14 protein-coding genes are annotated in these 14614 nt (G+C 57.2%); 7 read left to right on the forward strand and 7 right to left on the reverse strand.

Annotation, left to right across the window (positions count from 1 at the left end; translation table 11 throughout):
- Positions 1–105: 105 nt before the first annotated feature.
- Complete coding sequence (locus ABTV22_RS18550) at positions 106–888, reverse strand: ABC transporter substrate-binding protein (protein WP_433735952.1); 783 nt, start codon at positions 886–888, stop codon at positions 106–108.
- A 215-nt stretch (positions 889–1103) separates the two neighbouring features.
- On the opposite strand from ABTV22_RS18550, the gene ABTV22_RS18555 reads away from it, so the two are divergent.
- On the forward strand, positions 1104–1745 hold the full coding sequence (locus tag ABTV22_RS18555; RefSeq protein ID WP_433735953.1) for a type 1 glutamine amidotransferase: 642 nt from the start codon (positions 1104–1106) through the stop codon (positions 1743–1745).
- 70 nt (positions 1746–1815) lie between these two features.
- On the opposite strand, the gene ABTV22_RS18560 is transcribed toward ABTV22_RS18555, so the two are convergent.
- Positions 1816–2250, reverse strand: a complete 435-nt coding sequence (locus ABTV22_RS18560; protein ID WP_433735954.1) for a rhodanese-like domain-containing protein — start codon at positions 2248–2250, stop codon at positions 1816–1818.
- A gap of 101 nt (positions 2251–2351) precedes the next feature.
- On the opposite strand from ABTV22_RS18560, the gene ftrA reads away from it, so the two are divergent.
- Positions 2352–3326, forward strand: coding sequence for a transcriptional regulator FtrA (ftrA, locus tag ABTV22_RS18565; RefSeq protein ID WP_433735955.1), 975 nt, complete (start codon positions 2352–2354; stop codon positions 3324–3326).
- Positions 3327–3435: 109 nt separating this feature from the next.
- Here ftrA and cobF read toward each other — a convergent pair whose 3' ends face one another.
- Both cobF and ABTV22_RS18575 read right to left on the reverse strand, forming a co-directional pair.
- Positions 3436–4191 (reverse strand): precorrin-6A synthase (deacetylating), encoded by a 756-nt coding sequence (cobF, locus tag ABTV22_RS18570; RefSeq protein WP_433735956.1) that lies wholly within the window; start codon positions 4189–4191, stop codon positions 3436–3438.
- Entirely contained in the window at positions 4191–4760 is a 570-nt protein-coding gene (locus ABTV22_RS18575; protein ID WP_433735957.1) for a histidine phosphatase family protein, read from the reverse strand. Before ABTV22_RS18575 ends, cobF begins: the two co-directional genes overlap by 1 nt.
- 587 nt (positions 4761–5347) lie before the next feature.
- Between ABTV22_RS18575 and ABTV22_RS18580 the strand changes: the two genes are divergently transcribed.
- The 3 genes from ABTV22_RS18580 to ABTV22_RS18590 all read left to right on the forward strand — a co-directional run bounded on the left by ABTV22_RS18580 (position 5348) and on the right by ABTV22_RS18590 (position 8502).
- Positions 5348–6364 carry an arginine N-succinyltransferase gene (locus tag ABTV22_RS18580; protein ID WP_433735959.1) on the forward strand — a complete coding sequence of 339 codons (1017 nt, stop codon included), beginning with the start codon at positions 5348–5350 and terminating at the stop codon, positions 6362–6364.
- A 61-nt stretch (positions 6365–6425) separates the two neighbouring features.
- Entirely contained in the window at positions 6426–7460 is a 1035-nt protein-coding gene (gene astA / locus ABTV22_RS18585; protein ID WP_433735960.1) for an arginine N-succinyltransferase, read from the forward strand.
- Between the two features lie 172 nt (positions 7461–7632).
- The gene (locus ABTV22_RS18590) at positions 7633–8502 is read left to right on the forward strand and encodes an isocitrate lyase/PEP mutase family protein (RefSeq protein ID WP_433735961.1); all 870 of its coding nucleotides are present in this window, start codon (positions 7633–7635) and stop codon (positions 8500–8502) included.
- A gap of 156 nt (positions 8503–8658) precedes the next feature.
- Here ABTV22_RS18590 and ABTV22_RS18595 read toward each other — a convergent pair whose 3' ends face one another.
- Positions 8659–10020, reverse strand: coding sequence for an MATE family efflux transporter (locus ABTV22_RS18595; RefSeq protein WP_433735962.1), 1362 nt, complete (start codon positions 10018–10020; stop codon positions 8659–8661).
- 295 nt (positions 10021–10315) lie between these two features.
- Here ABTV22_RS18595 and ABTV22_RS18600 point away from each other — a divergent pair, with 295 nt between their 5' ends.
- Positions 10316–10588, forward strand: a complete 273-nt coding sequence (locus tag ABTV22_RS18600) for a hypothetical protein (protein ID WP_433735963.1) — start codon at positions 10316–10318, stop codon at positions 10586–10588.
- Between the two features lie 72 nt (positions 10589–10660).
- Here ABTV22_RS18600 and ABTV22_RS18605 read toward each other — a convergent pair whose 3' ends face one another.
- Positions 10661–10933 carry a hypothetical protein gene (locus ABTV22_RS18605; RefSeq protein ID WP_433735964.1) on the reverse strand — a complete coding sequence of 91 codons (273 nt, stop codon included), beginning with the start codon at positions 10931–10933 and terminating at the stop codon, positions 10661–10663.
- A gap of 4 nt (positions 10934–10937) precedes the next feature.
- Positions 10938–12704 carry an S-type pyocin domain-containing protein gene (locus ABTV22_RS18610; protein WP_433735965.1) on the reverse strand — a complete coding sequence of 589 codons (1767 nt, stop codon included), beginning with the start codon at positions 12702–12704 and terminating at the stop codon, positions 10938–10940.
- Between the two features lie 1405 nt (positions 12705–14109).
- On the opposite strand from ABTV22_RS18610, the gene ABTV22_RS18615 reads away from it, so the two are divergent.
- The gene (locus tag ABTV22_RS18615; RefSeq protein ID WP_433735966.1) at positions 14110–14475 is read left to right on the forward strand and encodes a hypothetical protein; all 366 of its coding nucleotides are present in this window, start codon (positions 14110–14112) and stop codon (positions 14473–14475) included.
- Positions 14476–14614: the final 139 nt, after the last annotated feature.

A 14614-nucleotide genomic window follows, 5' to 3' on the forward strand; every position in this document is an offset into this window, starting at 1 on the left:
GCTATCGCGAGCAGGCTCGCTCCCACAGGTTTCTCGATTCAATAGAAACAAAGCATAAAAAAAGTGGCCACCGCGTCAACGGGGCCACTCTTTTGACCGGCTCGATTACTGCTCGCCGTAAACGTCAAACTTGAAGTACTTGTCCTGCACTTGCTTGTACTTGCCGTTGGCGCGAATTTCGGTGATGGCCTTGTTGAATTGCTCGGCCAGGGCGGTATCGCCCTTGCGCACGGCAATACCGGCACCGCCACCGAAGTATTTCGGATCGTTGTACTCAGGGCCTACGAACGCGAAACCTTTACCCGCGTCGGTCTTCAGGAAACCGTCGTCGAGGTTGACCGAGTCGGCCAGCAGCGCATCGACACGACCGGAGACCATGTCCAGGTTGGCTTCCTGTTGGGAGCCGTAACGCACCAGCTCGATGCCGGCCGGCACCAGCACTTCGGTGGCGAAGCGGTCGTGGGTACTGGCGCGCAGCACACCGACTTTCTTGCCCTTGAGTTCGGTCAGCGGGTCCTTGATGTCGGTGCCTTCCTTCATCACGAAGCGCGCCGGGGTGTGGTAGTACTTGATGGTGAAATCGACGTTCTTCTTGCGATCGTCAGTGATGGTCATAGACGACAGGATGGCGTCGATTTTCTTGACCTTCAGCGCCGGGATCAGGCCGTCGAATTCTTGCTCGACCCAGGTGCACTTCGCTTTCATCTGCTCGCACAGCGCGTCGCCGATATCGACGTCGAAACCGGTGAGTTTGCCGTCTGGGGTTTTCATCGAGAAGGGTGGGTAACCGGCTTCGATACCGATGCGGATCGGCTTGGCGTCTTCGGCCACGGCGGTCAGGGACAACATCGACAGTGCCAGGGCACCGAACATCACTAGCTTCTTCATTTATAACTCCTGTGTGCGGAGGCTTTTATTGGCAGCTTTGATTGGCGGCCTTCGGTCGTTTGCTTGTGGCGGGTACAACCGAAGAGGCCGGCAGTCTAGAGCGGCTTGTGCGGTGGCACAAGATTGCGGCAGCGTTCGGTTCAAAGAGCCTTGCTGGTGACGCGTCCGATTTTGCGGCACATTGAGCGTCAACCTGCAGACACAAGAGTAGCGTGATGTCCGAACTCAACCTCATCCAGCATCACCCTGCCGAAGGGCCGGGGGCCATTGCAGACTGGGCAGCCTCCCGTGGCGTGACGCTGAACGTCTTTCGTGCCGACCTTGGCCAGTTGCCACCCGTCAGTGCCGCGCCCGCGATTGTGCTCGGTGGCCCCTACGAGTCCAACGCCGGACCGGCATGGCTGGAAGCAGAACGCCAATGGCTGGCCGCCAGCCTGGAACAAGACGCTCCCGTGTTCGCCATTTGCCTGGGGGCGCAATTGCTGGCCCTGAGCCTTGGCGGCAAGGTACGGCGCATGGCGCGAAGTGAAACTGGCTGGACCTGCGTGGACTTCAGCGATGGCCAGCGATTGCAGGTGCTGGAGTGGCACGAAGACGCCATCGACCTGCCGCCGCAGGCGCAATTGTTGGCCAGTAGCGAGCAATGTGAGCAGCAGATGTACCGCGTCGGGCCGACGCGGGTGGGATTGCAGTTTCATCCAGAGTGGAATGCCGAATCCGTGGCGGTGCTCAATCAACATTTTGGTGACGAGTCGCCGTTGCCTCGGGGCCCGCAGGACAGCGCCGCCCATGCCGCCGTTCTTGAGTGGCTGCAGGTGACGCTGGATGAGTGGTGGGCGGCATCAGTGGTTCGCTGAGCTTTCGGCACTCAGCTTTGTGGTGAGGGGATTTATCCCCTCACCACAGTTGATCATAGGCGGCTGAAAATCAGCATTCGCAACCGATCGCCGTATTGACCGGCCGCGGCACGGCCACACTCAACTCAAACCCTTCATCCAGCCACCCCGTCACACCGCCAATCATCTCCTTGACCGGGTACCCCAGCGCCGCCAGTTTCACGGCGGCCTTGTTCGCGCCATTACAGTGCGGACCAGCGCAATAAACCACGAACAAGCTGTTTTTCGGGTAAGCCGCAAGACCTTCGGCCGTCAGCAGTCGCCCCGGAATATTGATCGCACCCGGCACATGGCCGCGCTCGAACGCCAACGGGCCACGCACGTCCACCAGGACAAAATCGATGTCGCCGGCCTGTTGGCTGCCGTAGACATCGGAACAGTCGGTTTCGAAAGTCAGACGGTTGCTGAAGTGCATCAGGGCGATGGCCGAGGGGGCGGCGGGAATTTCGCGGACCAGGCTGGTCATGGGCAGTGCTCCAGGGTGTGAGTGGGTGTGACCAGACTTTATCCGCCTGCCACTTGCCGCTACAGTGGCGCACAAGACACTCACCGGGAATTTTCCGCCAAATGCAGCCTACCCCTGGATTGGTCGCAATTGTGGCCTACGACGGCCTCTGTACCTTCGAATTCGGCATCGCCGTGGAGATTTTCGGCCTGGCGCGGCCGGAGTTCGATTTTCCGTGGTACGAACACCAGATCGTCGCTGTCGACCCGGGGCCGATGCGCGCCATGGGGGGCATACAGGTCTTGGCCGATGGCGGCCTGGAGCTGCTCGGACAAGCGCGGACCATCGTGATCCCCGGCTGGCGCGACCGCAATGCCGCCGTACCCGAGGCACTGCTCGCCGCCCTGCGCCAGGCCCATGCCCGGGGCGCGCGGTTGTTGTCGATCTGCTCGGGGGTATTCGTGCTGGCCGCCACCGGGTTGCTCAATGGCCACGGCGCCACGACACATTGGCGCTACACCACGGAGCTGGCCGAACGCTTTCCCGACATTCTGGTAGACCCGGATGTGTTGTATGTCGACTCGGGCCAGTTGATCACTTCCGCTGGCAGTGCCGCCGGTATCGATGCCTGCCTGCACCTGGTGGCACGGGATTTTGGCACGCAAGTGGCCAATTCGGTGGCGCGGCGCCTGGTGATGTCACCGCAACGCACCGGTGGCCAGGCGCAATTCATTCCAACCCCGGTCAGTCCGACGCCTCGCAGCGATCTTTCCCGCGTCATGCAGTGGGCACGCGAGCGACTGCACGAACCGCTGGAGGTGCGCGACCTGGCCAGCGAAGCAGCCATGAGCGAACGCACGTTTCTGCGGCGCTTCAGCGAGGCCAGCGGCCAGTCGCCCAAGACTTGGCTGCAACACGAACGCCTGGGCCGCGCCCGCGAGCTGCTGGAAAGCACTGATCAAAACACCGAGCAGATTGCCGGGCAGTGTGGTTATCGGTCGGTGGAAAGTTTTCGGGTGGCGTTTCGAACAGTGGTTGGGGTACCGCCGTCGGTGTATCGGGAGCGGTTTGGGCGTGGGGTAAAAGCTGCTTTTTGAGGAGACCATTAGGGCCTTATCGCGAGCAAGCTCAGCTCCTACAGGATCACCACCGCACCTGTATGAGCTGAGCTTGCTCGCGATGGCGTCAGTCCGGATAACCCATCACTCAAGGCTTGCACAGCAAATAGGTATCCATGATCCACCCATTGGCCAGCCGAGCCGCCTTGCGCACTCGCTCGATCTCGTCCGCCACGTCCCCGAGCCTGCCGCTGATCAGGATTTCATCCGGCGTCCCCAGGTAAGCCCCCCAATAAATCGCGGCGTCCCTGTCCGCCACCTGCTGGTAGGCATCCTGCGCATCGAGCATCACTACCAGACTGTCGGCATCACTCACCTGCCCCGCCGTCAGGCGGCGGCCGGTGGTGATTTCCACCGAACGACCGATCTGGTTGAGCGGCACTTTGTGCTGTGCCGCCAAGGCTTGGACGCTGGTAATGCCGGGGATCACCTCGAACTCGAACGCACAGGCGCCTGAGTCGAGAATCGCCTGCAGGATACGAATAGTGCTGTCGTACAACGCCGGGTCGCCCCACACCAGGAAACCGCCACACTGGCCGTCGCACAGTTGCTCGTTGATCAGCCGCTCGAAGGTGCGCTGCTTGGCCAGGTTCAAATCATCGACACGGGTGGCGTATTCCACATCACCACGCTCGCGTTCCGGACTTTGCGCTTCGACAAAGCGGTAGTCACGATCGGTGATGTAGCACTCGCAGATGTCGCGGCGCAGGTCGATCAGTTTGTTCTTGCTCTGGCCCTTGTCCATGAGGAAGAACACGTCGACCCGATTCAGCGCCTTTACCGCTTGTATCGTGATGTAGTCGGGATTGCCGGCGCCGATGCCAATGACCAGCAGTGTCTTCATCAAAACGTTCCTTCGGGCTCGATGCCCGGCAGGCGCAGCCGCCAGCAACCATTGAACCTCAGTTCGATGGCCGACAACGGCTCGACATCAATCACATTGAACGCCGGACTTTTCAACACGATTGTCAGTGCGGCGCGAATGATAAACGGATGGGTCACGGCCACGACATGACCGGGTGTGGCCTGCAATGTCGCCAGCCAGGCGGCCACTCGATCGACGACTTGCGTCACTGATTCGCCGCCATGAGGTGCCGAAGCGGGGTCGGCGAGCCAGGTATCGAGCTGTTCGGGTTCGGTTTTTTGCAGGTCGTTGATGCGTACCCCGCTCCAGGCGCCGAAATCGCAATCTCTGAGTGCCTCGACAATCTCCACGCGGCTGCCGAACAGCTCAGCGCTTTGCCGGGCTCGCAGTTCCGGAGCGCTCATCAGTCGGGAACCCTTGAACTGAACGCTGCGCGAACCCTTGGCCGATTGCCAATCCATCTCCAATGGCTCATTTGTAGGAAAACGCGCCAATTTTTGTGCGACGGTTCTCGCGTGGCAGATCAGGGTCAAACGGGTTGCCTGCACGAAAAATCTCTCTGTTGATAGACGTGAAAAACGGCGTCTGGCCGTCGAACATTGCGCAATTGTGCCGTAAGTCAACTGATCGGGGGTGTTTCATGCGAGCCAATGATGCGGGCCTGCTCAGGCATTTCACCGTGCTATAGAAGCCATTTCCGACAGCTCTATAGGCCATGCCCTACAAGGTCGATCGACTTCGGCGTAGCCTTTGACGCCAAGGCTTTCACCCGCTGACTTGACGCCCGAAACGGCGCGAAAATTAACTAGACATGTCATACGCGTTAACTAAATACTGGTTTCAACGGATTACCAACACCCCCCATCCAGCAGGAGCCCGGATGCCCTCGTTCAAAGACCCGATCGCCGATCCTGATCCGGACCTTACACCGTCCAGATGCCAAGCCATACGCACCTCCAGGACCCTGCGCCGCTTGCACGGCCCAGACCGGATATCACGTGTGGCCATGTAACGTTAATGACTGAAAAAAAGAGCGGAGCCTGAGCAGGCCTCCGCCGCTTCAACGCGTGGAAACCGACAGTGATAGTCAGGTCCGGTGCCTGTCACCGGAACCGTTGATACAGGAGTGCATCCCATGCTGGTCTTGCGTCCAGTGCAGTTAAACGACCTGCCCCAATTGCAGCGACTCGCCCGCGAAAGCATGGTGGGCGTCACGTCCTTGCCAGACGACAGCGAACGCCTGCGAGACAAAATTCTCGATTCTTGCACCTCGTTCGAGCAAAACGTGCAAAGCCCAGGCCCCGAGAACTACTGTTTCGTGCTGGAGGACCTGGCGACCCAAAGCCTGAGGGGATGCTCGGAAATCCTCGCCACAGCTGGCTTCAGTGAACCGTTCTACAGTCTGCGCAACCGTCACTTCAACAGTGCCTCGCGGGAACTGAACATCGAACACGAGGTGCCGGCGTTGTCGGTGTGCCAAGACCTCAGCGGCCACACCTTGCTGCGGGGTTTCCATATCGACGCCGCACTGGAACGCACGGCTTTCTCGCAACTGTTGTCACGGGCACGACTGCTGTTCATCGCGGCCCACGCCCGACGTTTTTCCGATGCGGTGATCACCGAGATCGTCGGCTACAGCAGCGATGAGGGCCACTCGCCGTTCTGGGATGCAGTGGGTAAACACTTCTTCGATCTGCCCTATGTAGAGGCTGAACGGCTGTGCGGACTGGAAAGCCGGACCTTTCTCGCCGAATTGATGCCGCAATACCCGATTTACGTGCCGATGCTGCCCCAGGCCGCACAAGACTGCATCGGTCGTATTCACCCCGATGGCCAGGAAGCCTTCGATATCCTTGAGCGCGAGGGATTCGAAACCAACAGCTATGTCGACCTGTTCGATGGCGGCCCGACGCTGTTTGCGCGTACGGCCGCCATCCATTCAATTGCCCACAGCCACAGTGCCCTGGCCAATCCGGGATCAGTCATCGACGCCCGCGGCCGTTATCTGGTGAGCAATGATTCGCTGGAAAATTATCGCGCCATCGTCGCCGACCTCGACTACGTCGCCGGTCAACCGGTGACCCTCGACGCCAGCCTGTGTGCAGCGTTGAAGGTGAGCGAGGGCAGCCCGATCCGGCTGATCGCCTTGTGAGCATCCACCGGCCCGGTGCCCAACGACAACGCCCGAACTGGCGTGTAATAGGAGCTGTCGCATGATTGTCCGTCCGGTACAGGTCACCGACCTGCCCGTATTACTCGCCCTGGCCCGACAGGCCGGCCGCGGATTGACCAACCTGCCAGCCAATGAGGAACGCCTGACCCATCGTCTGCGCTGGGCGCAGAGGACGTTTGCCGAACAGGTCGAGCGCGCCGATGCCGACTACCTGTTCGTGCTCGAAGACGATGATCAGCAAGTGATTGGCGTCAGTGGCCTGACCGGGGCCGTCGGCCTGCGCGAACCCTGGTACAACTACCGGCTCGGGCTGACCGTCAGCGCATCAAAGGATCTGGGCATCCGGCGGCACATCCCGACCTTGTTCCTGAACAATGAAATGACCGGTCAATCGGAACTTTGCTCTTTGTTTCTGCGCCCAGACCAACGCCTGGGGGAGCGCGGTCGTTTACTGTCCCTGTCTCGTCTGTTGTTTGTCGCGGAGTTCCCGCACCTGTTCGGCGACAAACTCATCGCCGAACTACGCGGCAGCGCCGACGAGCATGGCTGCTCACCGTTCTGGGACAGTGTGGGTCGACACTTTTTCAAAATGGACTTCAGCCATGCCGATCACTTGTCGTGGTTGGGCAACAAGTCGTTCATCGCCGAACTGATGCCACGCCAGCCGCTCTACACCTGCCTGCTCACCGAACAAGCCCAAGCCGTGATCGGCAAGCCCCACGCCAACAGCGAGCCGGCACTGAAAATCCTGGCCGCAGAGGGCTTTGCCCACCAGGGTTACATCGACATCTTCGACGCCGGCCCGGTCATCGAGGCGCCGGTGCCGAACATCCGTACCGTGCGCGACAGCCAACTGCTGGAGCTGGCAATCGGCACCCCGGACGATCAGGCACCGATGTGGCTGATCCACAACCGTCGCCTGGAAAACTGCCGCATCACCACCGCACCGGCCCGACAGGTCGGCCATTGTTTGATGATCGACCGGCCCACCGCCAAACGCCTGCAACTGCAAACGGGAGACTCGGTGCGTTGCGTGCCGTTGCGCCATCAACTGCAGCAGGCTGTCGCGGCTTGATCACCGGGACCGTTGCGCCGCCAGGCACAGCTACGACGAGCGAGCACTCGAACACTTTGGCAGCAATCGCCCTGAATTCGTCATCATTTCCCCCCTGCACCCGTGATAGCCTTTAACACTTTCGGCGTTGACACTTTTGCTCAAGCCCTTCCATTCCATTGGTGGAACTCATATGTCCAGGCTGTCTCATCAAGATTTACGCCGTAATTTCCGTCAACTGCTCGCCTCCAACACTTGCTACCACACGGCATCGGTCTTCGACCCGATGTCGGCTCGTATCGCCGCCGACCTGGGGTTCGAAGTGGGGATTCTCGGTGGCTCGGTGGCCTCGTTGCAGGTATTGGCCGCCCCTGACTTTGCCTTGATCACCCTCAGTGAGTTCGCCGAACAGGCCACCCGCATCGGTCGTGTCGCCCAATTGCCGGTGATCGCCGACGCCGACCATGGCTACGGCAACGCGCTCAATGTCATGCGCACCATCGTTGAGCTCGAGCGTGCCGGCGTGGCAGCCCTGACCATCGAAGACACCTTGCTGCCGGCGCAATTCGGCCGCAAATCCACCGACCTGATCACAGTCGCCGAAGGCGTCGGCAAAATCCGCGCGGCGCTGGAAGCCCGGTGCGATTCGGAAATGGCCATCATCGCCCGCACCCACGCAGGCATTCTGCCAGTCCAGGAAATCATTAGCCGCACCCGGCAATACCAGGCCGCTGGCGCGGACGGCATCTGCATGGTGGGGGTCAAGGATTTCGATCATCTGGAACAAATCGCCGAGCACCTGAGCGTGCCACTGATGCTGGTGACCTACGGCAACCCGTTGTTGCGTGATGACAAGCGCTTGGCGGAACTGGGTGTGCGCATCGTGATCGACGGCCACGGCGCCTACTTTGCTGCAATCAAGGCCACCTACGACAGCCTGCGCGAACAGCGGCAGATCTTCACCCAGGCCGCAGACCTGAGCGCAACCGAATTGACGCATACCTACACTCAGCCGGAAGCCTACATCCGTTGGGCGGAAGAGTTCATGAGCGTGAAGGAGTGATCGGCAACCGCCATTTCTCTGTCCCGCATCCGCTGTAGGAGCGAAGCTTGCTCGCGAAGACGGTAACCCAGTCAACATTGATGCAAACCAGATCACCGCCATCGCGAGCAAGCTTTGCTCCTACAAAGATCATCCGCGAACAATTTCCTGACCCGCCTACACCAACCGCTCAATCTTCTGATGCTGCCAGACCAGTTTGTAGTAAAGCGTCTGCAACGTCAGCATCCCCAGATACGCCACCGGAAACGCCATCCACACCCCTTGCAGACCGAACCGCGCATCCAATAGATAAGCCACCGGCAGCTGTATGCCCACCACGCACACAATGGAAATCGCCACCGGCACCATCACCGTACCGCTGGCGCGCATGATGCCGCCGATGATCGCCTGGAAGCCGAACACCAGCAGGCTCCAGAGCATGATGTGCAACAGGTGGTCGGCCATGCTCAGCGTCGCCGCTTCGGTGAGGAACGAGCCCAGCAACCGGTGCGACAGCAGATACCCCAACACCACCAACCCACCGGTCAGGCACACGTTGATCATCAACCCGGTGCGCAGAATCGGTCCGATGCGTTCGATGCGCCCAGCCCCAATCGCCTGCGCCCCGAGGATCGACGCCGTGATCGCAATCGACAGCGCCGGGAACTGCACGTAATTGACGATCTGTGTCACGGCCCCGTACGCCGCCGTCGCCTGGGAGCCGTGTTGGTTCACCAGCGCCAGAATCACCAGCTCCGACAGCGACAACACCACCATCTGCAACCCAGTGGGCAAGCCGATACGCAGCACTTTGCCGAGGATCGCCCAATCGAGCTTCATCGCCGCAAAAAACTCGCGGTCCGGCGCCAGCGGGTGCCCCTTGCGAATCAAGCGCCACGCCAGCCACCCCATCGCCGCGAGGTTCCCCGCCAACCCGGCAAACGCCGCACTCTGAATCCCCATCATCGGCAAACCGAACCAGCCGCGAATCAACGCCGGCGTCAGCGCCAGCCCGATCATGGTCGAGACCAGCAACGCCAACAACGGCGACAGCGTGTCACTCACCCCGCGCAGCAACTGCGTGAACAACACAAACACCAACAGCGACGGCATGAACCACAGCATCACATGGGCATACGACACCGCATCGTCCAGCACATCCCCGGGCGTGCCCAACCCCATCAACGAAGGCCGCGCGAACGCACTCCCCAACACCGCCGCCACCAAGCCGATCAACAGCCCCAGCAACAAGGTCGACCCGGCAATTGCCTTCACCAAATGCGGCTCGCGAGCGCCCCAGGCCTGGCCGATCAAAACACCCGCGCCAGCGCCTAGGCCGATGACCAGGGCGATGAAGAAAAACACGATGGGGAACATCCCGGACACCGCCGCCAAAGCCTGGGTGCCGAGCATCTGGCCGATGTAGATGCTGTTGACGGTGCCGGACATGGATTGGAGGAAGTTCGACAGGACCATCGGGGCGAGGAACAGGAGGTAGGTTTGCCAGAGGGGGCGTTGGGGTTTGGTTGGGGTTTGCATGGGGTGGAGGTCCATCTCGACTGCTGGCGTGTGATTGAGGATAGCTTCGGTCAGTTGTGGTCTAGGGGCAATGAACATTTGCAGGCGTGTTTAAAATTCTATTGAAGTGATGTGAACAGTCCGGGATTTCATCAGCCGGGTCCTACATGAAGCTCGGAATGCATCAACTGTTTTCGTTGATTTAATACGGCTTATAGTCAGCCCCGTCGCTGTAATGGCGATTCGGGTTTGGCGACCTGAATACAGAGAATGACCAACTGCCGGCCTAGGGCCAATTAATCAGAGATCATTCAATATGAATCGATACATGCCCCTCACCGGGATCGACCTAGTTCCAGCTTCTTTACTCATTGATACCGAAGCCCCGCTCGACGTTTTGCAAGCCACGGCGGATTACCGTATTCGTGCGGTTACGCAAGTGCTGGAGAACATTGCCTTCCGTGCCGAGATTGGTTGCGACACGGTGGTCTTGTCGGACTTTTGCAAACTGCTGGCCATCCCGTTGCGCGATGGTTGTGACTTGATGGATGTGATTGGAAAGCGTTTGCGGACGCAGGCGGCGGAGTAAATGAAAACGGGCGCCAAGGCGCCCGTTTCTTGTTAACCATTTCCCCTTAAAGAGGCAGATACATTAGCAATGTCAATCAAAAGTATATTTCCCCTCTACCATGAATGTCGGCTCTCTCCAGTTAGGCCCTCTCCTAACTCCGGTTCCAGTAAGCTCAACAAAGCCGGCTTCACGCATCTTTCTCAGGACATTCAATAGCCCCATGATGTCGCCCACATGCGCCCAACCAGCCCTGTTGTAAAATCTGTCCAGTTGAGGGAGGGAGATACCTAACTCATTTTTCGTGAAGAATAGAATCACCTCTTCAGGTTTTTCATTGAGCACAATTTCAATTATGACGCTCATTATTTTATCCCCCCGAGTTGTTCGTACATTTTTTCTGTTGTTTATCATCCGCTTCTAAAGCATCAGGTGTGTAGAGCAATTCAGAAGCACCCTTGAGTTTGTAATCTTCCAGCGTCGCCGCGTGGGTATTATTCCAAGTAGCACCTTCATCTTTCGGATTTACGCCATCTGCCACACCTAACACCCTGAAACGTTCAAGCTCTCTAAGTTCATGAGTATAGAAACGTTTGTCGATATCCGTGACTACTAATTTACCCTGAAGAATTTTTTCCAAGCGTTCAATCATGATGACATTGGCATCCGAAGGCTCAAATCGGCCCGTATGCAATTTCACCAGATCAATGCCAGCTTGCGTCACGATGGCTTTAGTCCAATCTAGATCCAAAATTGGGCCTCCGGCCTTGGCGGGATTGTAAGGCCGACCACTGTACTTTCCTCTTGTGGTAGCCCCTTCATAAGGACTATTGAAAACAACATAGATTGGCGGCAAGCCACTACTGATCGGAAAGCAGTAAATACAATCTCTGAAGTCCGGCGATTCGAAAGCAGGTAAAATTTCGGGCTGCACGAGTATTGGCAACAACTCAACACCCGTGTAATGCGGTACTTCCACAGGCCTGACAGGTGATGTTGTCGAACTGCTATCCCAGTGAATAATAGGGAAACTGAGGGTGATGGGTAATATGTCGGCGGAGGTAAAACTGTAGCTGTTGGTCTTCTTGTCGAACTCCAGTGCCCGAACTGGCACCGCTGAAGAATTGCTCCCTCCTGCCGGAGTTGCAACGATTGAGTATTGGCCACGGTCACCATAAATACGATAAGGAAGATCGATGGTTCCTTCGACAGCGGCTATTTCATTCAGGTCAGCCGGTGTATCTGGCAAAACTGCACGACCAGAAAGTTTGAGAACCGTTTGAGGATAAAGCTCGCCGTTACCCAGTTCGGGTGAGTAGAGCAAAGTACCAATTCCAATAGCCGTCGCTCGACTAAGAAGTGCTTCTCCCAATCCCGCCAACAACAGAGTGCCTTTACGGATCACTGCCTCGAAGGTCCAACCTTCCGCGCTTTGGAGAGTAGCGGCACCCGCCACCGTCACAACCTGTGCGGCTTGACTAATGGTCAACTTGAAGTTGTAGGCAGTCTCACCTCTAGCCAGGGCAGAATGGATTTCGGCATCTAAAACTGGAGAGGCATTCTCTAAAATGGAAACAGCCTCGACGAGGATTCGTTTAAAGTAGGCGGCTGCCAGAGATCTCAGGAATTGTTCATAAAGGCCTAGGCGCTCCTCTTCGTGATCAACTGCATCCAAATAAGCTGCGAATAGCTCGGCACTCTCCATACTGTCTAACGACAATGAATCTATGCCAAAAAATCTATTCGCCTCATCCCAACTCCTGTTCATTCTAACTTGCTGCAGAAGCTCGACGATAACCGCTTTCTTTTTTAAGCTTCCTTCCAACTTATTGAGTTGATGGGGATCAGCAACTGAATTTATGCGCCCCTCTATTTCATCTCGCACATTCGCTGTGCCACTCGAAAACAAGCTTCCTATTTGATTTTGCACCGATCGCGCTATAGCTACTAATTTTGAATACGGGTCGCGCTCTTTATCGATAGTTTCAATACGATATGCAACAGTAACCGCCGGGAGGGCTCCATCCCACTTTAGAGCACTATCAAAACTTGAAATAAACCCCGAACACCCCTTGCGTGGACTTAACGAAGCACTCGATGATTTCAAAGGCGGAGAAAAAACGATAGATTCTTGCATGCAGCATTCCTTGCAATAAATTGAATCCCATGTGATAGAAGCACCCAACTTATGCCGCAATAACAAAACCCTATCAACAGTAAAATATTTACTGAATTTTCCGCACTCAGAAATTAGTTAAAACCAGTAAAAAACGGATCAAAAAAAAAACCGGGACGGGTTTATTTCGTAAATATTTACGTCCCTTATTACTTGCAGTGTATTTTCCAGATTTGAATCGATGGTTTGGCGGTTGGACTGAAACGCTAGACAGGCCTCCGTTTTTTCGCATCGGGTTAAAAGCCTATTCGGTTTACGGCTCATTCCCCAGCCGCCAACACTTCCCCGCAATTCAGCATGTCTTGCCTCTATTTCTGCCATTTCTCCCGCTTACACCGCCACACCTGCCAACAATGATGGCAAACAGCTACGCTCCCCCCGTCCTCTCCGACACATCTTCATCCCCCAAAACCAACCTATGACGTTGTGGCGAGGGAGCTTGCTCCCGTTGGACCGTTCCGTACTCGGGCTAACAGGAGCAAGCTCTCTCGCCACAGGGTCATCGCCATCCTTGCCCAAGTACCATCCCCCTGCCCCAAGATTGCAACGTGGCCGGTTGGGTCAGTGTGTACGCTTCATCAGTGATCACCGCGATACCTGTAAGAGCCGAGCTTGCTCGCGATGGCGTCATTACATTCAAGATTGATGTCGGCTGATCCGACGCCATCGCGAGCAAGCTCGGCTCCTACGAAGAGCAAAGCGCAAAGTGCTGAGAAAAAGGTTGGCCTGTAGGAGCAGAGCTTGCTCGCGATGGCGGCGTTACATTCAAAATTGATGTCGGCTGATCCGACGCCATCGCGAGCAAGCTCGGCTCCTACGAAGAGCAAAGCGCAAAGTGCTGAGAAAAAGGTTTACCTGTAAGAGCAGAGCTTGCTCGCGATGGCGGCGTTACATTCAAGATTGATATCGGCTGATACGACGCTATCGCGAGCAAGCTCGGCTCCTACGAAGAGCAAAGCGCAAAATACCGAGAAAAAGGTTGGCCTGTAGGAGCAGGGCTTGCCCGCGATGGCGTAGTTACATTCAAGATTGATATCGGCTGATGCGACGCTATCGCGAGCAAGCTCGGCTCCTACGAAGAGCAAAGCGCAACGTGCTGAGAAAAAGGTTTACCTGTAGGAGCAGAGCTTGCTCGCGATGGCGTCATTACATTCAAGATTGATTTCGGCTGAACCGACGCTATCGCGAGCAAGCTCGGCTCCTACGAAGAGCAATGAGCAATGAGCAATGAGCAATGAGCAATGAGCAATTGCGCGTAACCATTGACTGCATCAATAGTCACCATTAATTCAATGAAGTTCTCTTAAAATTCCTGCGGCGTAACATCTGCTCCATACCCACCGACAACACCCTGGAGCACACGATCATGAAACGCCAAACCCTTCTCAGCATCGCTTTCTCGGTTTTCGCAGTGAACGCTTTTGCCGCTACCTCTGCTCAACCTGTAGTCGCCGAAGGCGGCTCGGATCGCCTGATCGAAAGTCGTGTCGCTGAGGGCGGTTCGGATCGCTTGATCGAGAATCGTGTCGCTGAAGGGGGCGCTGATCGCCTGCTGGAAAGACGCGCTGTCGCTGCCGATGGCTCAGATCATTTGAAAGGCAACACCGTCGCTGCCGATGGCTCGGATCACCTGAAAGGCAACACCGTCGCTGCCGATGGCTCGGATCACCTGAAAGGCAACACCGTCGCTGCCGATGGCTCGGATCACCTGCAACACAACACCCTTGCCTGACGACATCGTTTCACCGCATCAACAAAAAGCCCGGCCTGATCAGCCGGGCTTTCTCGTTTCAATGGAAAAAGCATGCACGCCCTATTTGGGGAAATCCCCCCAAAACAGGCTGAGTTTCCCCAGTCTTTGCACGTGGGCA

This window comes from Pseudomonas putida (genome assembly GCF_050990305.1).
Classification (GTDB): Bacteria; Pseudomonadota; Gammaproteobacteria; order Pseudomonadales; family Pseudomonadaceae; genus Aquipseudomonas; species Aquipseudomonas putida_AH.